Origin of the sequence: Micromonospora sp. GCM10011541 (assembly GCF_042650725.1) — a bacterium.
GTDB classification, from domain to species: Bacteria; Actinomycetota; Actinomycetes; order Mycobacteriales; family Micromonosporaceae; genus Micromonospora; species Micromonospora sicca.
This window is the reverse complement of the sequence record NZ_JBHSBP010000002.1, coordinates 184,575-208,058: the sequence shown is the minus strand read 5'-3', so window position 1 is coordinate 208,058 and position 23,484 is coordinate 184,575. Positions and strand designations below refer to the sequence as shown.

22 protein-coding genes, 4 pseudogenes and 1 riboswitch are annotated in these 23,484 nt (G+C 70.3%); of the genes and pseudogenes, 16 read left to right on the top strand and 10 right to left on the bottom strand.

The annotated features are described in order from the left end of the window. Positions 1–311: 311 nt before the first annotated feature. Positions 312–860, bottom strand: a pseudogene (locus ACFOYX_RS01240) (GNAT family N-acetyltransferase); the annotation flags it as partial. Positions 861–907: 47 nt separating this feature from the next. On the opposite strand from ACFOYX_RS01240, the gene ACFOYX_RS01235 reads away from it, so the two are divergent. The 7 genes from ACFOYX_RS01235 (at position 908) to ACFOYX_RS01205 (ending at position 5,174) form a co-directional block, all read left to right on the top strand. Next, positions 908–1,495 (top strand): TetR/AcrR family transcriptional regulator, encoded by a 588-nt coding sequence (locus tag ACFOYX_RS01235; RefSeq protein ID WP_322442948.1) that lies wholly within the window; start codon positions 908–910, stop codon positions 1,493–1,495. A 147-nt stretch (positions 1,496–1,642) separates the two neighbouring features. Then, a complete protein-coding gene (locus ACFOYX_RS01230; protein ID WP_322442949.1) occupies positions 1,643–1,924 on the top strand; it encodes a hypothetical protein in 282 nt (93 codons plus the stop codon). A 12-nt stretch (positions 1,925–1,936) separates the two neighbouring features. After that, positions 1,937–2,191 carry a hypothetical protein gene (locus ACFOYX_RS01225; RefSeq protein ID WP_322442950.1) on the top strand — a complete coding sequence of 85 codons (255 nt, stop codon included), beginning with the start codon at positions 1,937–1,939 and terminating at the stop codon, positions 2,189–2,191. Positions 2,192–2,627: 436 nt separating this feature from the next. Beyond that, the gene (locus ACFOYX_RS01220; protein ID WP_322442951.1) at positions 2,628–2,852 is read left to right on the top strand and encodes a hypothetical protein; all 225 of its coding nucleotides are present in this window, start codon (positions 2,628–2,630) and stop codon (positions 2,850–2,852) included. Next, positions 2,852–3,325, top strand: a complete 474-nt coding sequence (locus tag ACFOYX_RS01215) for an SUKH-3 domain-containing protein (protein WP_322442952.1) — start codon at positions 2,852–2,854, stop codon at positions 3,323–3,325. Before ACFOYX_RS01220 ends, ACFOYX_RS01215 begins: the two co-directional genes overlap by 1 nt. Then, positions 3,216–3,767 (top strand): SUKH-3 domain-containing protein, encoded by a 552-nt coding sequence (locus tag ACFOYX_RS01210; protein ID WP_322442953.1) that lies wholly within the window; start codon positions 3,216–3,218, stop codon positions 3,765–3,767. Before ACFOYX_RS01215 ends, ACFOYX_RS01210 begins: the two co-directional genes overlap by 110 nt. A gap of 78 nt (positions 3,768–3,845) precedes the next feature. Then, positions 3,846–5,174 (top strand): AAA family ATPase, encoded by a 1,329-nt coding sequence (locus ACFOYX_RS01205; RefSeq protein ID WP_322442954.1) that lies wholly within the window; start codon positions 3,846–3,848, stop codon positions 5,172–5,174. Positions 5,175–5,465: 291 nt separating this feature from the next. Here the strand turns inward: ACFOYX_RS01205 and ACFOYX_RS01200 are convergent, their stop codons facing one another. Together ACFOYX_RS01200 and ACFOYX_RS01195 are read right to left on the bottom strand one after the other, a co-directional pair. Further along, positions 5,466–6,215, bottom strand: coding sequence for a hypothetical protein (locus ACFOYX_RS01200; RefSeq protein ID WP_322442994.1), 750 nt, complete (start codon positions 6,213–6,215; stop codon positions 5,466–5,468). Between the two features lie 8 nt (positions 6,216–6,223). Then, entirely contained in the window at positions 6,224–6,910 is a 687-nt protein-coding gene (locus tag ACFOYX_RS01195; RefSeq protein WP_322442996.1) for a hypothetical protein, read from the bottom strand. A 7-nt stretch (positions 6,911–6,917) separates the two neighbouring features. Between ACFOYX_RS01195 and ACFOYX_RS01190 the strand changes: the two genes are divergently transcribed. Continuing rightward, entirely contained in the window at positions 6,918–7,325 is a 408-nt protein-coding gene (locus tag ACFOYX_RS01190) for a hypothetical protein (protein ID WP_322442997.1), read from the top strand. A gap of 24 nt (positions 7,326–7,349) precedes the next feature. Here ACFOYX_RS01190 and ACFOYX_RS01185 read toward each other — a convergent pair. Continuing rightward, positions 7,350–7,481 (bottom strand): annotated as a pseudogene (locus ACFOYX_RS01185) (hypothetical protein); the annotation flags it as partial. Here ACFOYX_RS01185 and ACFOYX_RS01180 point away from each other — a divergent pair. From ACFOYX_RS01180 to ACFOYX_RS01170, 3 genes are all read left to right on the top strand, one after another. Continuing rightward, positions 7,419–7,826 carry a hypothetical protein gene (locus ACFOYX_RS01180; protein WP_336636506.1) on the top strand — a complete coding sequence of 136 codons (408 nt, stop codon included), beginning with the start codon at positions 7,419–7,421 and terminating at the stop codon, positions 7,824–7,826. The pseudogene ACFOYX_RS01185 and the gene ACFOYX_RS01180 overlap by 63 nt on opposite strands. A gap of 119 nt (positions 7,827–7,945) precedes the next feature. Beyond that, a complete protein-coding gene (locus ACFOYX_RS01175; protein ID WP_322442955.1) occupies positions 7,946–9,547 on the top strand; it encodes an AAA family ATPase in 1,602 nt (533 codons plus the stop codon). Beyond that, a complete protein-coding gene (locus ACFOYX_RS01170) occupies positions 9,544–11,934 on the top strand; it encodes a pentapeptide repeat-containing protein (protein WP_322442956.1) in 2,391 nt (796 codons plus the stop codon). Before ACFOYX_RS01175 ends, ACFOYX_RS01170 begins: the two co-directional genes overlap by 4 nt. Here the strand turns inward: ACFOYX_RS01170 and ACFOYX_RS01165 are convergent. Further along, a complete protein-coding gene (locus ACFOYX_RS01165) occupies positions 11,901–12,740 on the bottom strand; it encodes an SDR family NAD(P)-dependent oxidoreductase (RefSeq protein WP_322442957.1) in 840 nt (279 codons plus the stop codon). The two genes, ACFOYX_RS01170 and ACFOYX_RS01165, sit on opposite strands and share 34 nt — an antisense overlap. Before the next feature lie 225 nt (positions 12,741–12,965). On the opposite strand from ACFOYX_RS01165, the gene ACFOYX_RS01160 reads away from it, so the two are divergent. After that, positions 12,966–13,118 (top strand): aldo/keto reductase, encoded by a 153-nt coding sequence (locus tag ACFOYX_RS01160; protein WP_322442958.1) that lies wholly within the window; start codon positions 12,966–12,968, stop codon positions 13,116–13,118. A gap of 49 nt (positions 13,119–13,167) precedes the next feature. On the opposite strand, the gene ACFOYX_RS01155 is transcribed toward ACFOYX_RS01160, so the two are convergent. Beyond that, on the bottom strand, positions 13,168–13,347 hold the full coding sequence (locus ACFOYX_RS01155) for an NlpC/P60 family protein (protein ID WP_322475141.1): 180 nt from the start codon (positions 13,345–13,347) through the stop codon (positions 13,168–13,170). Positions 13,348–13,405: 58 nt separating this feature from the next. On the opposite strand from ACFOYX_RS01155, the pseudogene ACFOYX_RS01150 reads away from it, so the two are divergent. Beyond that, positions 13,406–14,186 (top strand): annotated as a pseudogene (locus ACFOYX_RS01150) (AAA domain-containing protein); the annotation flags it as partial. 23 nt (positions 14,187–14,209) lie between these two features. Here ACFOYX_RS01150 and ACFOYX_RS01145 read toward each other — a convergent pair. Continuing rightward, positions 14,210–15,169: a hypothetical protein gene (locus ACFOYX_RS01145; protein WP_322442960.1), complete on the bottom strand. Its 960-nt coding sequence runs from the start codon at positions 15,167–15,169 to the stop codon at positions 14,210–14,212. After that, entirely contained in the window at positions 15,139–17,592 is a 2,454-nt protein-coding gene (locus ACFOYX_RS01140; RefSeq protein ID WP_322442961.1) for an NACHT domain-containing protein, read from the bottom strand. The genes ACFOYX_RS01145 and ACFOYX_RS01140 overlap by 31 nt, the downstream gene beginning before the upstream one ends. Positions 17,593–17,884: 292 nt before the next feature. On the opposite strand from ACFOYX_RS01140, the gene ACFOYX_RS01135 reads away from it, so the two are divergent. Further along, positions 17,885–19,486 (top strand): DHA2 family efflux MFS transporter permease subunit, encoded by a 1,602-nt coding sequence (locus ACFOYX_RS01135; RefSeq protein ID WP_322442962.1) that lies wholly within the window; start codon positions 17,885–17,887, stop codon positions 19,484–19,486. A gap of 98 nt (positions 19,487–19,584) precedes the next feature. Beyond that, positions 19,585–20,055, top strand: a pseudogene (locus ACFOYX_RS01130) (AAA domain-containing protein); the annotation flags it as partial. Positions 20,056–20,100: 45 nt separating this feature from the next. Here the strand turns inward: ACFOYX_RS01130 and ACFOYX_RS01125 are convergent. Together ACFOYX_RS01125 and ACFOYX_RS01120 are read right to left on the bottom strand one after the other, a co-directional pair. After that, on the bottom strand, positions 20,101–20,793 hold the full coding sequence (locus tag ACFOYX_RS01125) for a C40 family peptidase (protein WP_322442963.1): 693 nt from the start codon (positions 20,791–20,793) through the stop codon (positions 20,101–20,103). Between the two features lie 445 nt (positions 20,794–21,238). Further along, positions 21,239–21,389, bottom strand: a riboswitch (cyclic di-AMP (ydaO/yuaA leader). A 303-nt stretch (positions 21,390–21,692) separates the two neighbouring features. Beyond that, the gene (locus tag ACFOYX_RS01120) at positions 21,693–22,457 is read right to left on the bottom strand and encodes an SDR family NAD(P)-dependent oxidoreductase (protein ID WP_322442964.1); all 765 of its coding nucleotides are present in this window, start codon (positions 22,455–22,457) and stop codon (positions 21,693–21,695) included. 100 nt (positions 22,458–22,557) lie between these two features. Between ACFOYX_RS01120 and ACFOYX_RS01115 the strand changes: the two genes are divergently transcribed. Beyond that, positions 22,558–23,412, top strand: a complete 855-nt coding sequence (locus tag ACFOYX_RS01115) for a helix-turn-helix transcriptional regulator (RefSeq protein ID WP_322442965.1) — start codon at positions 22,558–22,560, stop codon at positions 23,410–23,412. Positions 23,413–23,484: the final 72 nt, after the last annotated feature.

The following is a 23,484-nucleotide window of genomic DNA, read 5'->3' as shown; positions in this document are numbered from 1 at the left end:
CGGTGGGCGATCGAGCCGTAGATCTCGGTGGTCTCCGAGGTCTCCCATTCCCGGAACTCGGTCAGCGTCCCGTCGGTGAGGATCTTCTCGCGAGGTTCGACGAACTGGCGCAGGTCGTAGATCACCGGGGTCGCGCCGACGGTGCTGATGATCATCCCTTCGGGGATGAACACGTCTTCGATCGCCTGGATGTTCGGCTTGGTGCCGCCCGGGTTGGCGAAGGCGCCCAGGAAGGTGGCCATCAGGCCGTCGAGTTCGGCCTTCACCTCCACGGACATGCTGCCCTTGCTCGCAAGGCCGGGTTGGCCGGTGCGGTGGGCCCGCCACTCGTCGGCCAGCACGGACCAGATCTCGAGATCGATCCGTCCGCCTTCGTCGTCCGGGTAGACCTGACGCAGCGTTCCGTCGCGGCTCATTCTCAGCCGCTGGGCGACCGCGATGCTACGCGCGTTGCGCGATTTGGTGCGCCACTCGACGCGAGCAATGCCGCGTTCCTCGACGGCCCAGTCGATGATCTGCTCCGCGGCGCGGGTGATCAGGCCGTGGCCCTGTGCGCCGGGCTCCAGCCAGCAGCCCGCTTCGCAGACGCCCAGCGCGGTGTCGAAGGAGACGAACATGACACCGCCGACCAGGCGGCCGTCCAGCCAGATGCCCCAGATGCCGCCGGTGTCCTGAGCCCGCTTGTCCGCGTAACGCCGCAGTACCGCGCGAGCCCCGCCGAGGTCGCGGGCGACGAACGCGGGCGAGACCCACGGCAGGATGTGCTCGCGCGCCCGGTCCAGGTGGTAGAGGAACTCCTCGGCGTGCCAGGGCTCCAGCGGACGCAGCACGGCCGAGTCGGTGAGGGGCAACGCGAACATCACAGCCTCCGTACATAACAAACGTTTGGCATGTACGCTAACAGGCCATGACCCCCGCACGCACCGACCATGACTCCCGCCGCCAGGACGTCTCGGAGGCGGTCTGGCGGGTCCTGGCCGAGCACGGCTTCGGCGGCCTGACCATGCGCGCCGTCGCGGCGGCCCTGAACTCCTCGACCGGACTGGTCACCCACTACTTCGCGGGCAAGCGCGAGCTGATCGCCCACGCCCTCGACATTCTCGAGGTACGCACCGCGCAGCGCCCCCGGCAGACCGCTCCCGCGCCCGGACTGGCCGCGCTGCGCACGCAGGTGCTCAACATCCTGCCGCTGACTCCCGATGCGGCGGCGATGAACCGGATCTGGGTCGGCTCCTGGGACGTCGCCCTGTCCGACCCCGACCTGTTCGCCGCCCAGACCCTTCGCTACGAACGCGTCCGGGCAGGGCTGCGCACCTCCATCGAGGACGCCCAACGGCTGGGCGAGCTTCCCGACGGTGACTCGGGCCGGCTCGCGACGACCGTGCTGGCGTTCACTCACGGCCTGGTGGTTCAGGCGCTGTTCGACCCCGACCGGCTGCCGGCCGCGACACAGACCCGACTCGTCGACGACTTCCTCGCCGCGTTCACCCGCTGAACCGCGACGCCCTGGCACGGAAAAGTTGACGCGGAACGAGGCCAGGCCCCGGGGGACGGGATCGCCAGGGGCGAGCGGTCAGGTCCAGGCGGCGGGACTGGTGTGGTTTGTCCACTGCGGCCCGCCGCGCGGGCTAGTGTCGGTGCCGTGGTGGGGGCGGGGCGTCGATACCGCTACGTCGGCCCGGCGGACGTGCAGGCGTCGGTCGTCGGTGCCCCCGAGGGCTGGCCCATCCGATCGCCGGTCGATCTCGACACCTACCTGGCGGCCGCAGATCCGCGCGACCGTGACGAGCCGTTCACGTACGTCATCGACCTTGGCGGTACGTTGCGGCTCGCGCCGAGACGCAGCGAGCACGTCGCCTGCGCCGGCGGTGGAAAGGTCCTCGGCGCGGGTGAGATCGCCTTCGCCCGCCAGCGGGGCGGCTAGGTCGTCACCGAGGTGAGCAACCACTCCACCGGGTACTGCCCCGATCCCACCTCCTGGGAGGCAGTGGCGGTCGCCCTCGACAACGCGGGTATCTGTCGCCCGGAATGCTTCACCGTGGCCGTCGTCTTCCGGCGCTGCCTTGACTGCGGCGAGCGCAACGTCGTCCGCGACGACGACTACATCTGCGCGCTCTGCGGTGCTGAGCTGCCGGAGGATGTGGAACCTCGGCTGACGGCCCCGCCGTCGACCGACCAGCGTTCGCGCTGAGAGGCGGCTAACGCGGCGCGCCCAGTGAGGTGGCGCCGAAGCTCGCCATACCACCGGCGTGGCGGATTAGGGACATCCTGCGCGGGCGGGCGGGCGGGCCCTGGCCGGTAGGGGCGGGCCTGAACAAGGCCCGGGGCGGCGGTGCCCCCAAACCGTCGACCGCCGCTCCCAAGGAAGGGGCACCCAGCTCCCCGGCCACGCCACACGCGGGAACCCCGGAACCCACCGTCGCCCCCGCGAAGCCCGCTCCCGCCCGGCGAAGCCGGCCGCGGCTCCGGCGAAGCCGGCGTCGCTGAAGCAACATGCGGACAGCTTGCGCGGGCCCAACAAGGCGTCGACCCCGCGGGTGGCGTCGGAATACACCTCACGGTCGGGTCAGACGTACTACGGGCGCAGCGGACACCGACTCCCGATTCCTGCGCCACTCCGCGCGATCATGGAGAAGATCGCACCGCTGAGCAACCGGCACGGCGCGTGCGGCGAGGTCCACTGCCTCATCCAGGCGTTCAACCAGGAGGGTGTGAGCGGGATCTACGGTGGCACCATGCGATCGGTCCAGGTACGGTCCCAGCAATCCGGGGGTGACGCGCACGGCACACCGATCGATCCGTGTCCCGACTACTGCACCCCACTCCTGGGAAGGCTGGGTATCAACTTCTGATGGCACAGGATTTCACCAGCCGGCTGCCCGCAGCCGCAGTGCAGGCGCTGCGGGCGGCCGGCTGGGCCCCTGACCGCTCAGTCGACGTTCGCGCCTGGCACGAGATCCTCGGAGCCGAGGGTTTCGTCCTGCATCTACTGGCCCGGCAGGTGCTCGAGAACTTCGGTGGCCTCCGCGTGACGCCGCCCGTCGCGGTCGGGGCCTTCCGGAACAGTGACGTCCTCTTCGAGCCCGAGCTCGCCGGCAGCGGGATGTTCGACATCGCCGTGGAGCTGAAGAAGATGTTCGGGCAGGACTTCTACCCGATCGCCGAGTGGATCACCAACAGTACGGTCTTCCTCGGTTCGGCCGGGATGGTCGTGGATGATCACGACGTGGAAGTGCTGCACGTCGCGGACAGCTTCGAGGACGCCTTACGGGTCATGCTCCTGGCCGACCGTGAGCCACCGGTGCTGCACACCTACAGCCGCTGATCCCCGTACTGTCGTTCGGATACTGACCGAAGCCGGCTGGCAGCCGGGCCGACGGGTGGACACCAGCGCATGGCGGACGCAGCTGGAGGCGGGTGGGTTCGACATGCACCAGGCGACCGAACGGTTCCTCGCCGAGTTCGGCGGGCTGACGGTCGCCCACCGCGGGCCGAGCATCTCGCAGGCGCGTGCCCCGTTCGAGCTGGACCCGCTGCTGTGCCTCGGCGAGGACGAGCGGTTCGCCGACTGGTCGTCGGTCATCCACCGATCGCTGTTCCCGCTCGGCGAACTCGACGAGGGGCGGTTCTTCCTGGGGATCGACGAGACCGGAGAGGTGTATCTGGTCGCCGACTGGTTGGCCAGTTACGGACCGGCTCGGCAGGCCGTGGAGAAGCTCATTCTCGGCGTCGCTCCGGACACCAGATGGGACGCGTATCCAGGCTGATCGGATGTGAGGTCTGGGCGACCTCGCCACGGCTCGTATGGTGGCGGGGCGTAGCAGTCGGCTCGGGGAGGTTGGTCCATGCTCGCGGAACTGGCAGCTCCGCCGGCCGTCGCGGCCGAGCAGGTGATCACCGCCGTGCTGGCCGACCTGCGCTCCGGCGACCACCGCGGTGTGGTGGTCGACTCCCCGCCCGGCGCCGGCAAGTCCACCCTCGTGGTCCGCGCCGCCGTCGAGCTGGCCGCCGCCGGCGAGCCGCTGATCATCGTGGCGCAGACCAACGAGCAGGTTGACGACCTCATCGACCGGCTCGCCCGCAAGGCCCCCGAGCTGCGCATCGGCCGGCTCTCCGCGACCGACTACCAGCCCACCGACCGGGTGAAGGGTCACGAGACGGTCCGGGTCGCCGCCAAGGTCGCCGACCTCGGCGGTCCGGCCGTCATCATCGGTACGGCCGCCAAGTGGGCCACCGTGGCCGAGGGCGTCTGGCCGTGGGCGATCGTCGACGAGGCGTACCAGATGCGGTCGGACGCCCTGCTCCGCGTGGCCGGGAGGTTCGAGCGGGCGCTGTTCGTGGGCGACCCTGGGCAGCTCGACCCGTTCTCCACCGTCGAAACCGCGCGGTGGACCGGGTTGACCTGGGATCCGATGCAGTCGGCGGTGGCCACCCTGTTGCGGCACAACCCGGAGCTGCCTGTGCACCGGCTGCCGGTGTCCTGGCGGCTGCCCGCGACCGCCGCGCCGGTGGTGGCCGCCGCGTTCTACCCGTTCACCGGGTTCCGGGCCGGCACCGGGGCGGCCGAGCGGGCGCTGACGTTCACCGAGCCGGGGTCGGGCGACCGCTTCGACGCGACGGTCGAGGTGGCGGCCGCCGCCGGCTGGGCGCTGCACGAGCTGCCCGCCCGGCACACGCTGCGTACCGATTCCGAGGCCGCTGCGGCCTGCGCCGCCCACGCCCTGCGGTTCCTGGCGCGAAAGCCGGTCGGGTTCTCCGAGCAGGCGCCCGGCGGTGCGCCGGTGACCGCGGACCGGATCGCTGTCGGGGCCGCGCACCGCGACCAGGTGGCGGCCATCCGGTCGCACCTGGGTGCGGCCGGCGCGGGCATCACCGTCGACACCGCCAACCGGCTCCAGGGCCGGGAGTACGACGTGACGATCGTGCTGCACCCGCTCTCGGGCCGGCGGGACGCGACGGCGTTCCATCTGGAGTCGGGGCGGCTCTGCGTGCTGGCATCCCGGCACCGGCACCGGCACGCGTGCGTGGTGGTGGCGCGGGCCGGGATCGCCGAGCTGCTGGACGCGCACCCGTCGACCGAGCGGGTGCACCTGGACGTGCCGGTGAAGTTCCCGGACGGCTGGGAGGCCAACCACACGATGCTCGCCCACCTCGCCGCGCACCGGGCCACCTGACTAGGGACGGCCGGGTCCCGGGGCGGACCAGGGGAGCTGTCCAGTGGGACTTGTCGTGGCCGGATGCAGGGCGGCGACCGTCAAGTCGCTGTTCTTGGTGAGCTGATCGGAGTGCAGACACGGACGGGTGGCCGAGTTGACGCTCGCGGAACGTGTCCGTAGCCTCTACTCATAGGGGAGATGGTGGCTGGCGATGATGAGCTGAAACGTAGTCATCGTTCGATCCGTCTCAATACCCGGCCCCAGCCTCCGTGCTGGGGCTTTCACTTTCCCAGGGTGTCCGGAGCGCGATCAGAGCGTTCCCGGCTCGTGTCCCTGCACGTAGTGCCAGGCACCGATCCCGCTCGGGTCGAAGAGCGCCGTCGTCCGCCGAGGGTTCGCGAAGACGTCGGCATAGTCGAGATCGAGCCAGTAGGCGACACTCGGCCCGTCGTCCGAGGCTGTCATCGAGCCGAACTCCTCCGGCAGTGGCCGTCCGTCGGCGTGGAGCACGGCTGCCAGCACGCCGGTCCGGCCCACCCCGAGGGCCGGCACGCCTGCGACGGGTCCGTTGCGCCCGTCCGAGCACCACAACGTCCCTCGGATGCGCAGTGCCGGCCCCTCGCCGACGTTCTCCACCGGGACGACGAACCTGTCCTTTGTGATCGCGAGGAACGCGTACGCCGGGGCGGGCGCGGAGGTCAGGGCGAAGCGCTCCTGGGCGGGTGGATGCTGGGCGAGCATGCCGCCGGAGTCCGGGAACGCCACTGACTGGTGGATGGGCAGCAGGAGCGGGTACCTGCTCAGCACCAGGGCCCGGCGGGTTTCCGTGAGCTGCCGGTCGGTCCGGGACAACGCCTGTCGGGACAGGTAGATCGCGGCCAGCACGCCGATGGTGGACGCGACGGCGGCGAAGGAGCCGGCGACCGCGGCCGCTCGGTCGGCCCGCCAGGTGAAGGCCACCACGACGGCCGTTCCGGCGGCGCAGACCGCCACCGTCCCGGCGAGCGCCAGCCCGCATCTGCCGGCGCCGCGCAGCAGGGGCCTCGTCCAGCGCGGCACGGGCGCTCCTAGGCGAACGACGATCCGGCGTCGCCCCAGCGGGTCTGGGGGATCGTGACCTTCTCGCTGCGCCAGGTGATGGCCCGGGACTGGGCCAGGACGCGCAGGATCCGGTGCCGGTCGCGGGGGTCGTAACCGAACACCGGCTCTGCCCGCGTGCGGTCCTTGACCGCCATGAACTCGAGGATCTCGCTCTCCGGTATCGGGCTCGGCGCCCGCCCGACGAAGGCGCGGTAGAGCTCGTGGTAGGCGTCCTCGATCGGACGGGCGAGCGGTGAGTTCGTGGCCAGCGCGTGGCGGGCGCCGCCGACCGCGACGGCGTCCACGACGCCTGCCGCGCTGGCGTACTTCATGACCTTGTTGATCAGGCCGGCGGCGAACTTCTCCTGGCCCTGCCCGACGCCGGTCGCGCTGAGCAGGCCGGGCAGGCGCCGGAACGGGATGGTCCGGCTCTGCGTCCGGAAGCACTCCATGGTCAGGCCGGCGTGGACCCGCCACAGCGGTTCCAGGTAGCCGAGGCCCAGATCGTCCACGGTCACCGCGTACGTGTCGTCCGCGCCCTTGCGCACCAGCTGCACGGCGGTCAGCGCGTCGAGCACGCGCAGCAGCCGGGCGCCGTTGTCCGCCTGGAGGGGGCCGGTGCGCAGTTCGGTGACCGTCAGGCCCTTGGGTCGGGCGGCGAACCGACGGACCACGTAGTCGATGGCCGTGATGTCGCCGAACCGGCCGGAGCCGGTAGGTGCGGGTGGCGTTGCGCGGCAGGAACTGTTCCTTGGCCCGCACGGCGGCGTCGGTACGGACGACCTTGTGCCCGAGCGACTCGATGAGCGCCCAGTACCGGCTCTCGTCCTCGTTTTCCAGGATGCCCCAGCGGGCCAGGGTCGCGGTGCGGTCGGCCTGTTCCTTGCCGCCCAGGATGATGCCGCGGCGCTGCAGTTCGAGCAGGCCGAGCAGCGCCCGGCAGGTGACCGGCGGCGGCTTCTTCAGGGTGTAGATATCGTCGATGCAGATGGAGTCCAGCCCGGGCAGGGTGAGGATGCCGCGGAACTGGGTGGAGAGCCGGTCCTTGTCGCCGTACACGACCGTGACCCGGCAGCCGTCGCGCAGTAGGCGACGGATCAGCGGGATGAAGTCCTGGTCGCCGGTGACCAGGACGAACTGGCCGCAGTCCTGGTAGAGGTAGTCCATCGCCAGCACGGTCAGATGGATGTCGGCCTGCTCCTTGGTGCTGCCCACCACCTCGTCGTCGATGAGATGCTCGGTCATCGCCGTGGAGATGCTTCCGTCGAACTTCGCCGCCGCCATGTGCTTGTACTGCAGGTGGCCGCCGCAGCGGGTCGTCGCGTCGCTCCAGAGGGCGTCGACGATGCCCCGCTCCACCACGTGGCCGCGGCCGATGATCGCGCCGGCCAGGTTGTCCCAGTCGACGAGCAGGACACCTTTGTTTCCGACGGCCATCTGCGGCTCCTCCGTGAGCTCATCGAGGCGCGGTTGATTTCCGAATTCTGCCTCCGTGTCCCCACCCTGCTTCTTCATCCGTTCGGCCACGATGTTCATCACTTGTGCGAGGTCGTCGGGGCGTTCGGTTTGCTGTGCGTGACCTCCAGATGACCGATCGTTCAGGGAAGACCGCAAGTCCGGTGGAGCGCGGCAGCCGCTAAACGGGCGGACAATGTGGATGCTCGCGTCGTCACCCCAGTCGTCGAACGGCCCGTGTTGCGGAGGCGGATTTGGCGCGCTTCTATCCGAAGAACCTGCGAGCGAACGCCACTCGCGGGGAGCGGGCCGTCTTCGACAAGCTCCGGTCGCTCAACGACTCGTGGTTCGTGCTGCACAGCCTCGCGTACTTCGACGCCGGCCGGCCGAGGTGGCGGATGGGCGAAGCGGACTTCGTCCTGCTCCACCCCGGGCGCGGTCTGCTGATCATGGAGGTCAAGGACGGTTCCTACCGGGTCGCGGGCCGGCAGTGGTTCGCCCAGCGCCGCGGCGGCGATGTGCCGCTGCACGTCGACCCGTTCGACCAGGCCGTGCGGAACAAGTACGCCCTGGCCGGGTGGCTGCGCGACACCGCCGGCATCCGGCACGTCCCGGCCGGGCACTGCGTCGTCTTCGCCGACGGCCGGCCGTCGGGCAATCTCGGTCCGCACGCGCCGGACACGATCGCGCTGAGCGCCGCGGCGTTGGAGCACGCGCCGATGCTCGTGGAACGCGTGATGGCCCACTGGGACCAGCATGGCTGGGCCAGCCAGTCGGACTTCGAGAAGGCCCTGGCGGCGCTCGCGCCGACCGCGGTCGTCGCCCGCACCCTCCGCTACGACGTCGATCTGGCCTCGGACGACCTCGCCCGCCTGACCCAGCGCCAGATCCGCCTGACCGGTCGTCAACTGGAGGTGCTCGAAGGGACCTCCAAGAAGCGCGCCTCGCTGGTGCTCGGTGCGGCCGGAACGGGCAAGACCGTCCTCGCCCAGGAGCGGGCGCGTGAGTTGGCCGCCCGGGGGCTGCGGGTCGCGGTGATCGGACAGCAGCGCAACCTGCGCCTGGAGATCCGCCGCAGGTTGCGGGTGGAAGGCGTCAGCTCCGGCGACCCGGAGGACGTGCTGTGCGACCTCTACGGCGCTGATCGCCTGCGCGACTACGAGGGCGAGCAGCTGTGGGCAACCGTGCTGGGCCTGGCCGAGGCGTACGGCAAGCCGCTGGACTGCCTCATCGTCGACGAGGCGCAGAGCCATGACGAGGATCTCCTGGAGGCCCTGCGCGAACTGGTCCGCCCCGACGGCTCGGTGGTGCTCTTCGCCGACCCGTACCAGCGCGACTCGTCCGGCACCTGGCGCCCACGTCCCGACGGCGGGTTCAACGAGTTCTGGCTGACCGAGAACTGCCGCAACGTCCTGCCGATCGCGAAGCTCGTCGCGCGCATCTCGGGAGCGCACACGCCGGTCACCGGGCCGGCCGGGCGGGCGCCGCAGTTCAGCGGCGGCTCCGCGGATCTCGCGTCCACGTGCGCGGACGCGGTCCTGAAGATCCTGAAGGACCTGTCGGCCTCCCAACTGGTGGTGGTGACGTCGACGCAGGCGAACCATGCCGCGATCCGCCGGACCCTGGCGGAGCGGGGCGTGCGGACGACGAGTGGGCTGCGCGGCGACGAGCTGGCGGTCTGCACCGTGCGGCAGTTCCACGGCTGTGAGGCGCCGGCCATCGTCTATGCCGACGACGGCGAGGAGGACTGGACGACCAGCTACATCGCGGTCAGCCGGGCCTGCGCCTACCTGCACGTGGTCGGCCGGCCGGACCGGTGGGAACCCTTTCGATTCCTGATGGAGGACTGTTCATGACGCTGTACGACGAGGCTGTGACGTTCCTCGAGTCGGAAGGCTGGTCGGTTCCCGGAGAACTACGGGGCGAGGTCGTCCGAGCGAGGCGGGCGGCGTACGCGGACAACAGCGAGCACATGACGGTGTGGTGCCCGGCAGCCCCGGACGCCGAGGAACTGCATCGCCGCGAGGCGACCCTCCTGCAACGCTTTGCCGAGGAGGCGCGTACTCCGGGCGCGAAGTTCCTGCTGGTCGAGTCCACCCAGGGTCTGTCGACGGAGTTCCGGCGAGTCGCCAAGCACGAGTACAACGTCGACATCCGGGTCCCGATCCAGTTCTTCGACGCCCGGTTCAAGTGGGACGACACGTCCGTGTCGGCGGTGGCCGGGACGGCTGCGCAGCAGCTACGCCGCGACGGGGAGACGGAGGCGCGCCGGCGTACCCCGCAGCCCTTCGAGGCGGTGGGCACCGGAGTGGTGGGCAGCGACCTGCTCACCGAGCTGGCTCGCCGGTTCGACAGCCCGGGCGACTGGGACCGCCCGATCGTGCTGGTGACCGCGCCGGCGGGCTACGGCAAGAGCATCCTGTTCTCGTCGCTGTTCGCGACGCTGTACACGAACTTCCAGAAGGCGAAGAAGCAGCTACGGCGGGCGTACCGGCCGCTGCCACTCCTGCCGGACTACGCCGCGCTGGCGAGTGCGCCCGCACTCGGGCCCATGGTCGACGCGCTACTGCAGACCGAGGTCGCGCGGCCGGTCAAGCAGCCGACGTTCCAGTGGATGCTCACCCGGGGGTTCGCGAGCTGGCTGCTAGACGGGCTCGACGAGGTCATCGCCCAGGACCCGGGCTTCTTCGAGTACATCCACGAGATCGTCGCCCGGCCGGACAACCCGACGACCCCGCGCATCCTGCTCTGCGTCCGTGATTCGCTGCTGAGCTCCAACCAGGCACTGCGGGACTTCCTCGCGGTGGCCCACGAGTACGTCGAGGAGTTTCGCCTGCTGCCGTGGCGGCCCGAGTCGATCACGACCTTCGCGCGCATCCGCTTGCAGGACAAGGACCGCGAGCTGCTGTCGATCCTCGACGCGAAGCCGGAGCTGATGAAGCTCTGCGGCACCCCGTACTACGCCGAGCTGCTCGCCGAGCGGGTCGCCGAGGGCAAGACCGACGGGATACCGAACGACTACTCCGAGATGGACCTGGTCCACGACGCCATCGACGCGATCATGGACCGCGAGTACAAGAAGGAGCAGTTGCAGGAGAACGTCGTCTCCCGGCACGACCTGCTCGACGTCATCAGCCACGTCGCGGTCGCCGAGCTGGAGAACGACAACCGCGGGGTGCCGATCGACGAGATCGGCCAGCTCGCCGAGTTCGTGCTCCCCTCGGACCTGTCCGATGCCGAGCGGGAACGGTCCACGGCGGCCATCTGCCGCCTGCCGGTCTTCCGTGCCGCCTCCGAGCGGCAGCGGGTGCGCTTCGCCCAAGATGTGATCTTTGAGCACCAGATCGGCATCCGCGCCGCCCAGTACTTCGCCGTCAACCCGGTGCGCTTCGCGCAACTGCTGGATTGTCGCCCCTTCCCGCCCGACTCCTTCGCCCTGCGGGTGCTCTGCGCCCGGATCCGGGAACTCGCCGCCGGTGAGGAACTGCTCACCCGGCTGGCCAGCGCCACCGCGACCCCGACCGCCTTCCGCAACATCCTCCAGGTGCTCCTCGGGCTTCCCGACTGCGCGCGGCTGCTGATCCACGCTCCGCTGGAACGCCAGGACCTCTCCGGGCTCACCTTCTCGGGCCTGTCGCTGGCCGGCGTCAGCTTCCGCGGCGCGAACCTGGAGTCGACCCGCTTCACCAGCTGCGTCATGACCGGCTGCGACCTGTCCGACGCGACGTTGCACGGCACCCGGTTCGACGCCTGCCTGCCCACCCTCGCCGAGGCCGACTTCGGGCATCTCACCGGCTTCGTCTCCGTGGAGATCGACTCGCGCACCGCCATCGAGGACGTCGCGGACTTCGTCAAGCTGCTGGGCGCGGACGGGCGTCGGGAGCACCCCTTCGTCGGCCCCTGCCCCACCGCCCTCCAACTGCGGTTCCTGTTCCTCAAGTTCGTCCGGCCCGACGGCCACTACCGTCGTGACTCGCTGGACGAGAAGGGCCTGCTGTCGGGGCGGCGCATCGTCGATCCGGCTTCGGTGCTCAACGGTGCCGTGCGGGCCGGCTTCCTCACCGCCATTCCGAAGCGCCGCCGGTACGAGCGCACACACAGCCAGCTCTACGCGGACATGGTGGGGTTCGCCCAGAACCTCAGGGTGACCCCGGCCATCCGGTCGCTTCTGGAAGACACCTGCCGGGTCGAGGGGTGTGCCCACGTCGTTCAGGAGAACCTGACGACGGCGACCTTCGACTGAGTGTCGATCCGTCGTCGCGCTCCCGGCGCGAGCGGATGCGTGCTGTTACCTACCGTGTGCGGGTCGGCGCCGTTGAGGGTCGCGACCACCTGGTCGTAGTCGCCGCGCGCCTCGCCGTACCGGAGGAACTTGACTCGCTCGACCTGGATCTCCCTGGCGTCCGGCTGCGACTCGATCAGCGCGACGACCTCCGCCACGAACTCGTCGAGCGGCATGGCGAACTCGCTGGTCTCCGGCCCGGGCAGCAGCGCGGTACGCACCGACCGCGGCTCGAGCTCCACGACCTTCACGCTCGTGTCGGCGAGCTGAAGCCGGAGCGACTCGCTGAGCATGTGGATCGCGGCCTTCGACGAGTTGTAGCTCGGGGTGACCTTGAGCGGCGCGAACGCGAGGCCCGAGGAGACGGTCATGATCGTCGCGTCTGGCTGTGCCTGAGGGTGCTCGATGAACGCGGCGATGAGGCGGATCGGGCCGAGCACGTTGGTGGTCACGACCTCCTCGGCCGAGGTGAGGAACGATTCGGGCCGGTGCCAGTCCTCGACGCGCATGATGCCCGCCATTGTGACGAGGACGTTGAGGTGCGGGTGCTTCGCCAGCACCTGCGCGGCCGCCGAGGCGATGCTCGCGGGGTCCGCCGTGTCGATCGTGAGGGTGTCGATGTCGGGGTGCTCCGCAGCGACCTTCTCGAGCAGGTCGGTGCGCCGGCCACCGATGATGACGGTGTTGCCCCTGGCCGTGAGTTCGAGGGCGAGTGCGAGGCCGATCCCGCTCGTGGAGCCGGGGACGAAGATGGTGTTTCCGGCCAAGCATCTCGGGCTGAGCACCGTCAACGCCGAGCAGATCGCCAGGCACAGTCAATCGCGCCGGTCGTATGCGTGCAGAACTTCTACAACATTGCCAACCGGGACGACGACGACCTCATCGACTCCCTCGCCGCGCAGGGCATCGCCTACGTGCCCTAATTCACGCTCGGCGGTTTCTCCCCACTGCAGTCCGAGCAACTGAACGCCACCCGCCTCGACGCCACAGCGATGGCCGTCGCGCTGGCGTGGCTGCTGCAGCGCTCCCCGAACATCCTGCTCATCCCCGGCACCTCATCCGTCGGGCACCTGCGCGAGAACGTCTCCGCTGCTGCACTGACCCTTCCCGACGACGCGTTGACCGAACTGAACGGGATGGCTTGACGAACTACCACCTCGGCCGGACCGGCCGCAGCGGACCTGGACCGGACGGTCAGCTCGGGCGGCGAGCACCGCTGTAAGGCATGTACGACATCTGGGCCATGCGGACCACGTCCCCGGTATGCGGGGCGTGGACGATCAGTCCATTGCCGACGTAGATCCCCACGTGGTGGTGATCGGAGTAGAAGAAGACCAGGTCGCCCGTGCGAAGGTTGTCTCTGCTCACCGCCACACCTGCGGTCCATTGATCGCCTGTGTAGTGGGCCAGCTGCACCCCGGCGGCAGCCCACGCCACCGTCGAGACCGCGCGGTGGACGGGCCTGACCTGGGATCCAATGCAGTCGGCGGTGGCCACCCTGCTGCGGCACAACCCGGACCTGCCCGTACACCGGTTGCCGGTGTCGTGGCGGCGCCGGTGGTGGCGGCGGCCTTCTACCCGTTCACCGGGTTCCGCGCCGGCAGCGGGCTCGCCGACCGGGCGCTGTCGTTCACCGCGGCCGGGCCGGGGGACCGGTACGACGCGGCCGTCGAGACGGCGGCCGCCTCGGGCTGGCCGCTGTACGAGCTGCCGGCGCACACGCTGCGTACCGATGGGGAGGCCGCGGCGGCCTGCGCGGAGCTCGCGCCGCGGGTGTTGCGGCGCGGCGCGGTGGCGGTGTCCGAGAAGGCGCCGGAGGGCGCGCCGGTGAGCGCGGACCGGATCGCCATCGGGCCGCCCACCGGGACCAGGTGGCGGCGATCCGGTCGCAACTCGGCGCGGCCGGCGCGGGCATCACCGTCGACACCGCCAACCGGCTGCAGGGCCGGGAGTACGACGTGACGATCGTGCTGCATCCGCTGTCGGGGCGGCGGGACGCGACCGCGTTCCACCTGGAGTCGGGGCGGCTCTGCGTGCTCACCTCCCGGCACCGGCACGCGTGCGTAGTGGTGGCGCGGGCGGGAATCCCGGAGCTGCTGGACGCGCATCCGTCGACCGAGCGGGTGCACCTGGACGTACCGGTGAAGTTCCCGGACGGCTGGGCCGCCAATCAGACGATGCTCGCCCACCTCGCGACACACACCGTCTCCTGAGGACCGACGGAAGGGCGGAACCGTCACTTCCGCCAGGCCGGGGCCATCCGCTCCGACATCTCGCGCCAGAACGTCCGCAGGTCCTCCCGGTTGACCGCCTGCCAGTCCGCCCGCCCCGGCGACCGGAACCAGCGCCCGACGAGGTCGATCTGGTGGGCGCAGAAGGCCTCGTCCATCTGGTACGGCAACTCGTCTCCCTTCGGCGGCAGCGGGCACAGCCGGAACGGGCAGTCGTCGATGCAGGTGGCGCCCGGTTGCACGTCGTGGGCCTGGCGGCGGGTCAGGGTGACCCGCATGGCGCTGCGGTCGATGGTGAGGCACGGGGGCAGCTCGGCCCGGCTGGCCCGGCTGAGCCGGCGCGCGCGCTGATCGTTGTCCCGTCCCCGGTCGGCGAGGTTGAGCAGCAGCATCACGTCGGCCAGCAGCCGTTGGGCCCGCGGTTCCAGGACGGCCCAGCCGTGCGAGGGCGGCAGCCAGGATTTCTGGAGCCGGCGAATGCCCGGCTGGGGGCTGACCGACCCGACCCGCCCGACGATCTCCCGCTCGTCCAGCCAACAGTGCCGCTCGGGATGGCGGTCAATGAGCGCCTCCACGCACAGCTCCGCGACCTCGAGGACGAGCGGGTGGGCCGTGCCGCTGCCGGGTTGCGGGGCGGGGTTTCCGCCCCCGGCGATGGAGGTCCAGAAGCCGACCAGCCCGCGCGGGTCCGAACCGTGACCCCGCTCGCGCAACGTCTCGCCGGGATCGTGGGGGAGGGCGAGCAGGGTGAGCGCCTGGATGAGCACCAGATGGGAGTACCAGAACCGGGAGTGTCGCAGCGCCTTCTCGGCTTCCTCGATCAGCACGCTGCGGTGCGCCGGGTACGTTCGGCAGTTGGCCGCCAGCCGGAACCCCTGCGCCAGGGTGAGCTCGTAGACGCGGGCCCCCTCGCGGAAGTCGGTGGCCAGGCGGTCTACCCAGCGCCGCAGGGTCTCCCGGGCCACGCCCTGCCAGTCCGGTTCGCCGGGGGCCTGTGTGGCGTCGGCGAAGAGGAAGAGCGACGGCGCGATCCAGGTCCGCAGCTCCTCCAGGCGCTCCCGGCCCTGTGTGTTGGCCGCCTGCGGCGGCTGGTCGAGCAGGTCGCGCAGACGGCCGCGTTGCCGCCGCTGGCGATCTGGCGGGCCGCGGTCAGTCGGGGCAGGTACGAGGACTCGTACGCCATCAACTGGAACAGCTGCCGGTACTGCGGCGTGGGTTGCTGCCCCCGCGGCCGGGTGGGTTCCGGGGGTCGGTCCCGCAGCTGCCGCGCGGCGTCGCCGTACCGGTGCACAAGGGCGATCTTGGCGTCCTCGAGGGGGCGGTCGGTGACCGAGCCGTCCCCCTGGTACTGCGGCCAGGTCTGGCGGATGGCGTCGGCCAGTTTCTGGTGGGTCGCGTGCCCGCTGGCGGCGTCCATCTCCAGCGCGGCGGCGAACATCTCCAGAGCCCGGGTGCGGTTGGGCGTCCGGGTCGCCGCGTCACAGAGCCGGTGTACGAGAGCGATCGACCGGGTCCGGGTGTCCTTCGCGTTCCCGGCAGCCACGGACAGTCCCACCGTCTGCCGGACGGCGTCGCCGAGGCGGAGCAGGCTCGCGTGCCGCACCGGTGGCTTTCGTCGCCCGTCCAGCCGTTCGAACGCGCCTGCGCTGCGGGTGTAGAGGGTGAGGGCGGAAAGCAGCTCTCGTCCGGGGCCGTGGTTGCGGGTGAAGGCCTGCTCCAGGAAGTCGTCGTCGCGCAGGGCTGCGGCGAGGTAGCGGGAGCCGAGGTACGCCTGGATCACCCCATGCTGGAAGCGGATTCCGTCCTGCCGCTTCACCACGATGTTCAGCGCGTCCCCGGTGGTCTCGGCGAGTCCGAGGTCCTGCGGGTTGTCGGCGCTGAGCTTGTGCAGCCGGGCCCGGAGCTCGGCCAGGATCCACTGGCGGCCCGCGTCCCCGGTGCCGGCGGCGCTGGTGAGTTCGCTGGTACGCACCGACAGCCGGTTGTCGCGCAGTCCGATGCAGGCGAGCGCGGAGAGCACCTCGATCGCGTCGGACCGCTCGGTTTGCGGCACGCCGTAGTCCTCGTACAGGTCCCCGGCGACGATGGCGGCCCACCACTCCTCCAGCAGACACCAGCGCAGCGCAGATCTGCCCTGGTCCGTCGGCGCGACCCGGTCCAGGCGGTCCACCTCGTGGAGTTGGCTGATGATCCGCAGGTAGAACGGTGAGTCGGCGACGTCGGCGGCCGTGACCAGCCCGGTGATCCGGTCCCACTGGTGACCGGCGTCGGAGCGGCGGCTGCGGGCCTGCACGTACTCCAACGCGGCCCCCTGGGAGAGCGGCTCCAGTTGCAGCAGCAGCGCGTCCAGCCCGCGCAGCGGATCGTCGGGTCGCGACGCGACCACCAGGGGGAGCCGCTCGCGGACCGCCCCCCGGACGGCCTCGCGGAGCACGCTGTCCCGGTCGGCGGGCTGGGCGGAGTCGGCGAGAACCTCCTCCAGGCCGTCGGCGAGCACCACGATGCGGTTTTCCAGCCAGAGCCGCCGCCACACCTTGTCGGCTTCGCCGGCGGAGTGCAACTGGGTGTCGATGGTGCGGGTGAACTGGTCGAGGGCGAGCTGGTGGAAGTTCAGCTTCTCCGGGTCCGTGACGGTGCGCAGGTCGATCCCGATCGGTACGACGTCGGTGGCCATCAGCATCTCCGCGAGCCGGACCAGCGTGGCGGTCTTGCCGGTGCCGATACCGCCCACCAGCAGCAGCGGGCGCCTTGTGGGCTCGTTCCGGAGCCGCTGGATCATCAGTTCGCACAGTTCGTCCCGGCCGACGACGTAGCTGGCGCTGGTATCGCGTTCGGCGGTGGGTAGCACCATCCGGAGGTTGCGCACGGCGTTGCGGTCGTACCAGCGACGGACCGGGACGTACCGCCAGAACAGGAAGACCGCGAGGCCCAGCGCCAGGATCAGCGGGCCCTTGACGAAGCCTTCCACCTGCCCGCAGTAGTACGACCGGGGCGGTTGCCCCGCGCACCACTTCGACATCGGCAGGAAAGCGGGCTCGGCGTTGAGGACCGTCAGGACCAGGGAGAAGAGGGTCCACGCCACGAGCAGCCCGGCGGTGCCGACGATCGCCCACCGCAGCCCGCGGTGGTGCCGCCAGCTCATCCGGTGGTCAGGCCGCTCGTCCGTCCGCCGGCGGCGGGTCCGCTCGGCCTGGCGTTCCCGTCGGGTACGCCACCTGCGCCGGCGCTGGCGTAACCACAGCTGGGCCGCCCAGACCGGACCACGTCTCGGCCCGCGCATGGACACCCCCATGATCGACATGGCCGGCAACCGGGCGGAGGTGCCGTACCTCCTCGCCAACGCCCACGCTAGTGCCCGCTCCTGCAGGTCAGTGCCCGCTTCCGGCATTCTCGCGAAGGTGCGGCGGCCACGGGCGGGCTCAGCCGCCGTGGAGCCCCGGACGGCGCTGTGCCGAGAACAACAGCGGACGTCAGGTGGCCAGAGGATTGCCGGTAGCCACCAGGCCGTAATCGTCCTCACAAGTCGAGGCGCTGGGAGCTAATCCAAGGGCGGAGTGTCGGTGGCGGCGGCTAATCTGCCTGCGAGCGTCACCCCTCCGCACGTCGCGCCCGCCCATCGGCCGGCGCCGCGCCGCCACCACCGCTCACCCGTTCGGTCAGATCCGACTTCAGGAGACTTCGTGACACAGCAAGCTGTCGCGGCACCGCAGCCTGTCCCGACATCGGACAAGCTCGACGCCGCGGTTCTCAAGGTGGCCGGCGTAGTCGTGCTCGGTGCGATCATGTCGATCCTCGACGTGACGGTGGTCAGCGTCGCGCTGCCGACGTTCCAGAGCGAGTTCGACGCGTCCTACGCCCGCGTCGCATGGACCATGACCGGCTACACGCTCGCGCTGGCCACGGTCATCCCGCTCAGCGGGTGGGCCGCCGACCGGTTCGGCACCAAACGCCTCTACATGGTCGCCCTGGCGCTGTTCACGATCGGGTCCGTGCTGTGCGCCACCGCCGACACCATCGGGGAGTTGATCGGCTACCGCGTGCTGCAGGGCCTCGGCGGCGGCATGCTCATGCCGATCGGCATGACGATCATGACCCGTGCGGCCGGGCCGCACCGGATCGGCCGGTTGATGGCCGTCCTCGGCATCCCGATGCTGCTCGGCCCGATCGGCGGCCCGATCCTCGGCGGCTGGCTGATCGACGTGGCGAGCTGGCACTGGATCTTCCTGATCAACCTGCCGATCGGCGCCATTGCGCTGATCTACGCGCAGCTGGCCCTGCCGAAGGACAGCCCCCAGCCGTCGGAGTCGTTCGACTTCCTCGGCATGCTGATGCTTTCGCCGGGGCTCGCCCTGTTCCTCTACGGCGTCTCCTCACTGCCCGAGGCCGGCACGTTCGCCGACCCCGAGGTGTGGGCGCCCATGCTGATCGGCGCCGCGCTGGTGGTGGCGTTCGTCCTCTACTCCTTCAAGCCGCGGCACCCGCTGCTCGACCTGCGGCTGTTCCGCAACCGCAGCCTGACCATCGCTGCGGTGACCATGTTCGTCTTCATCATCGCGTTCATGGGCGCCGGCTTGCTGTTCCCGAGCTACTTCCTGCAGGTGCGCGGCGAGTCGACGCTGGCCGCCGGCCTGCTGATGGCACCACAGGGCATCGGCGCGATGATCACCATGCCGATCGCCGGGACGCTGGCCGACCGGGTGCCCATCGGCCGTACGGTGCCGTTCGCGCTGGCGCTCATCGTCCTCGGGTTCTTCGCCTTCACCCAGGTCGACCCGAACACCTCGTACGTGCTGCTCTGCGGCTCGCTGTTCGTGATGGGTCTGGGCATGGGCGGCACGATGATGCCGATCATGACGTCCGCGCTGAAGACCCTGCACGCGCAGGAGGTCGCCCGCGGCTCCACGCTGGTGAACATCCTCCAGCAGATCGGCGGCTCCGTCGGCGCCGCGGTGATGTCGGTGATCCTCACCAACGAGCTGAACGGCTCCCAGCCGATCCCCGGTGTGACCGATCCGAGCGGCAAGCCGATCACCGAGGCCGGGCTGGCCATCGCCGCCCAGCAGCGGCCGGAACTGACCCAGCAGTTCCCGGTCGACCCGTCGCTCATCGAGCGCGGGCTCAACTTCGCCGCCAGCTCCTTCGGCACGACGTTCTGGGTGGCGTTCGCGCTGGTGCTGTTGACGTTCATCCCGGCCGCGTTCCTGCCCCGCCGGCGTGAGCGGTCGCACCTGCTCGACGACCAGCCGGGGGAGCAGGGGAAGACGCCCGTCGTCATCCACTGAGCCGACCTTCGGGGCCGTCGGGTACGTCCCGGCGGTCCCGCTTCGGGCGGAGGAGGGCACCGCACGTGTGCGCCGAGACCCACGTCGGCGCACACCGTTCATCGGCCTGCGCGGAGCTGGCGCTGCGGGTGCTGCGGCGCAGCGCGGTCGCGGTCTCCGAGCAGGCGCCCGACGGCGTGCCGGTCACGGCGGACCGGATCGCCATCTGCGCTGCCCACCGGGACCAGGTGGCGGCGATCCGATCGCAACTCGGCGCGGCCGGCGCGGGCATCACCGTCGACACCGCCAACCGGCTCCAGGGCCGGGAGTACGACGTGACGATCGTGCTGCACCCGCTGTCGGGGCGGCGGGACGCGACCGCCTTCCACCTGGAGTCGGGGCGGCTCTGCGTGCTCGCCTCGCGGCACCGGCACGCCTGCATCGTTGTGGCGCGGGCGGGGATCGGCGAGCTGCTGGACGCGCACCCGTCGACCGAGCGGGTGCACCTGGACGTGCCGGTCAAGTTCCCGGACGGCTGGGCGGCCAACCAGACGATGCTCAGCCACCTCGCCGCGCACACCGTCACCTGACCACCGCAGAAGCGTCAGCGGTGTCCGGTGGCCGGGACCGGACGGTCAGCCGGGGCGGCGAGCACCGCTGTACGGCATAGCCGCCAGCTGGGCCATTCGGACCACGTCGCCGGTATGCGGGGCGTGGACGATCAGTCCATTGCCGACGTAGATACCCATGTGATGGTGATCGGAGTAGAAGAAGACGAGGTCACCCGTGCGAAGGTTTGTTCTGCTCACCGCCGTACCTTCGGTCCATTGCGCACCTGTGTAATGGGTCAGCTGCACCCCTGCGGACGCCCACGCGTACTGGGTCAGGCCGGAGCAGTCGAACGAGTCCGGACCGTCGGCCGCCCACACGTACGGCTCGCCGATCTGATTGCACGCGGTTTTCGCCGCGACGCCGCCGCTTCCCGTGATGGGGACGGCGGGACACTTCCCACCGATGAACAGCGAACTGGTCGACGTGATGGGTGAGGTGCTGCTCGCGGTGGCGGCGGACTGCGCGGCGGCTGCGGCTCTGGCCGCCGCGGCGTCCGCGGCCGCCTTGGCCGCTGCGGCCTTCTCCGTGGCGGCGATCTGTCTGTGTAGCGCATCCAGCCGCTTGATCTCGGCGTCGATGGCCTTCTTGCGAGCCGCCAACTGGGCCTGCTGGCGCTGCTGTATCGCGATCAGCGCGTCGACCTTCTCCTTGTCGGCGTCGTAGCTCGCCTGCTGGGCCGACAGTCGGGTGATCTGTCGCTGCTCCGAATCTGCCATTCGATTCACGAGCGCGAGCTGGTCTCCCAACGCGGTCGGCGACGAGCCGCGGGACAGCAGGGCGTTGAATGTGGAAAGACTTTTCCTGCTTGTAGTACCCCGCCACAATCCCCTGGACCCGCGTCCTGCTGACCTCCACCGACTTGCCGAGTGGCTCGATCCTCCGGCTCAGTTCGGCCGATCTCCGCTGGTTCGCGGCCAGTTCTGACCGGACCTTGTTGTACTGCTCGATGACGGGTTCGAGCTTTTGCCACGCCGCTTCGATCTGCTGCTGCACATCGGTGGCCGACGGTGCGGCGTGGGCGGGGGCCGCTGGCCCGACGGCCACCATGGCCGCCGCCGCGACGGCGAGGATTCTGGTGAACAGACGCGATCCGGCGGGCCGGGTGCGCACGGGTGGCAACGGGTTCGGCTCCTTCCACTCGAGGCCGACGCACCCCAACGGTGCACCGACCTCGACCGCCTACCGGGTTAGCTGACGGGTTCGGGCGTGGAAGGCGCCCTACCGCTGATGCGGATTCACCCCGAAACCTGCGGTGGTTCCCCGGCTCGCCTGGCGACGCCAGTGACGTCCAGCGACTCGGCGGTGGCCGTCCCGGGGCACTCCAGGTGGAGACCGACATCCGGAACGGACGCTGACCAACATTAGTGAGGACGGCCCAAAGAAATCAACGAGCCGGCGACGCCAATTCACTGTGCTGTCAAGCGGGCACATTGGGTGCCGGAATTATGCGTACGTAAGGCTCCGCTAATCGAATTCTTAATCTTCCCTAATCTTGGCCTTCAAGCTGCGCGCTATTTTTCTTCGGCAACCCTCAGGTGACGCTTGACCGTTTCCCGACGTCATGGCGGCTCCATGGTCCCGTAAGCGAGCCACCCGCCGCCGGGGCCGGCCGAGGCTACTTCCCGTGGGGGTCGGACGCGTTGAGGGTCGCGACGACCTGGTCGTAGTCGCCGCGCGCCTCGCCGTAGCGGAGGAACTTCACCCGCTCGACCTGGATCTCCTTCGCGTCGGGCTGCGACTCGAGCAGCGCGACGACCTCCGCCACGAACTCGTCCAGCGGCACCCCGTACTCGCTCGTCTCCTGCCCGGGCAGCAGCGCGGTGCGGACGGCCGGCGGTTCGAGCTCCACGATCTTCACGGTCGTGTCCGCGAGCTGCAGCCGGATCGACTCGCTGAGCATGTGGATCGCGGCCTTCGACGCGTTGTAGCTCGGGGTGACCTTGAGCGGCGCGAACGCGAGGCCCGAGGAGACGGTGACGATGGTGGCGTCCGGCTGCGCCTGCAGGTGCTCGATGAACGCGGCGATCAGGCGGACCGGGCCGAGCACGTTGGTCGTCAGCACCGCCTCGGCCGAGGCGAGGAACGATTCGGGCTTGTGCCAGTCCTCGATGCGCATGATGCCGGCCATCGTGACCAGGACGTTGAGGTCCGGGTGCTTCGCCAGCACCTCCTTCGCGGCGGCCTCGATGCTCGCGGCGCTCGTCGTGTCGATCGCCACGGTGTCGATGTCGGGGTGCTCCGCGGCGATCTGCTCGAGCAGGTCGGTGCGCCGACCGCCGACGATGACCGTGTTGCCCTTGGCCCGCAGCTCGAGCGCCAGGGCGAGGCCGATCCCGCTCGTGGAGCCGGGGATGAAGATGGTGTTTCCGGAGATGTTCATGCACCGAGCTTCGGCCGTCGTCCCTGGTTTGGGGCAGAGACCGGTCATCGGGGGATCCGCAATCCCTGGTTCGCGCCCGCCGCAGCCGGATACTGGGATCATGGATCGTGCAGCACTGGCCGATTTCCTGCGCCGCCGCCGCGAGGCGCTGCAGCCCGGGGACGTCGGGCTGGCTGCGGGCGCGCGCCGGCGCGCACCAGGCCTGCGCCGTGAGGAGATCGCCGCCCTCGCCGCGATGTCGACCGACTACTACACCCGGCTCGAACAGCAGCGCGGCCCGCAGCCGAGCGCGCAGATGCTCGCGTCACTCGCCCGGGCGCTTCGGCTGACGAAGGACGAACGCGACTACCTGTTTCGGGTGGCGGGGCACAACGCCCCGGCAGTCGTGTCCGCGGCGACGCACGTCGCCCCGGCGCTGCTGCGCGTGCTGGACCGGCTCGACGACACCCCGGCGCTCATCCTGTCCAACCTCGGCGAGACGCTCGTGCAGAACCGGATGGCCGCAGCCCTGCTCGGCGACAAGTCGGGCTACACGGGCCTCGCCCGCAGCGAGATCTACCGGTGGTTCACGGCTCCCGCGGAGCGGCTGCGCTACCCCGAGGAGGACCGCGACCGGCAGAGCCGCGCCCAGGTCGCCAACCTGCGTGCCGCGTACGGATCGATGGGCCCGCAGTCGCGGGCCGGTGAGCTGGTGCGGGCGCTGCAGAAGGCGAGCCCGGAGTTCGCCGAGCTGTGGGAACGGCACGAGGTCGCCAAGCGCTTCGCGGACCACAAGACACTCATCCATCCCCAGCTCGGTGCGATCGAACTCGACTGCCAGGCGCTGTTCACCGAGGACCAGTCCCAGGCACTGCTCGTGCTCACCGCGTCCCCGCGCAGCGAGGGCTACGAGAAGCTGCAGCTGCTCGCCGTGCTGGGACACGAGCGCTTCCCCGCCGACACGACGCCCCGTTAGCCCTGCCGGAGAAATCCGCTACACCTGCAGACGAGGGCCGTCGGTGACGCACTCGTCTATCTGGATGGCCCG

Coding starts and splice junctions, on each gene's coding strand:
- ACFOYX_RS01115 (WP_322442965.1), top strand. CDS start 22,558: ATGGATCGTGCAGCACTGGCCGATTTCCTGCGCCGCCGCCGCGAGGCG.
- ACFOYX_RS01215 (WP_322442952.1), top strand. CDS start 2,852: ATGGCACAGGATTTCACCAGCCGGCTGCCCGCAGCCGCAGTGCAGGCG.
- ACFOYX_RS01140 (WP_322442961.1), bottom strand. CDS start 17,592: ATGCCGGAAGCGGGCACTGACCTGCAGGAGCGGGCACTAGCGTGGGCG.
- ACFOYX_RS01205 (WP_322442954.1), top strand. CDS start 3,846: ATGCTCGCGGAACTGGCAGCTCCGCCGGCCGTCGCGGCCGAGCAGGTG.
- ACFOYX_RS01210 (WP_322442953.1), top strand. CDS start 3,216: ATGATCACGACGTGGAAGTGCTGCACGTCGCGGACAGCTTCGAGGACG.
- ACFOYX_RS01235 (WP_322442948.1), top strand. CDS start 908: ATGACCCCCGCACGCACCGACCATGACTCCCGCCGCCAGGACGTCTCG.
- ACFOYX_RS01190 (WP_322442997.1), top strand. CDS start 6,918: ATGGCCGTGATGTCGCCGAACCGGCCGGAGCCGGTAGGTGCGGGTGGC.
- ACFOYX_RS01125 (WP_322442963.1), bottom strand. CDS start 20,793: ATGGCAGATTCGGAGCAGCGACAGATCACCCGACTGTCGGCCCAGCAG.
- ACFOYX_RS01180 (WP_336636506.1), top strand. CDS start 7,419: ATGGATGTCGGCCTGCTCCTTGGTGCTGCCCACCACCTCGTCGTCGAT.
- ACFOYX_RS01160 (WP_322442958.1), top strand. CDS start 12,966: ATGGCCGTCGCGCTGGCGTGGCTGCTGCAGCGCTCCCCGAACATCCTG.
- ACFOYX_RS01220 (WP_322442951.1), top strand. CDS start 2,628: ATGGAGAAGATCGCACCGCTGAGCAACCGGCACGGCGCGTGCGGCGAG.
- ACFOYX_RS01170 (WP_322442956.1), top strand. CDS start 9,544: ATGACGCTGTACGACGAGGCTGTGACGTTCCTCGAGTCGGAAGGCTGG.
- ACFOYX_RS01120 (WP_322442964.1), bottom strand. CDS start 22,457: ATGAACATCTCCGGAAACACCATCTTCATCCCCGGCTCCACGAGCGGG.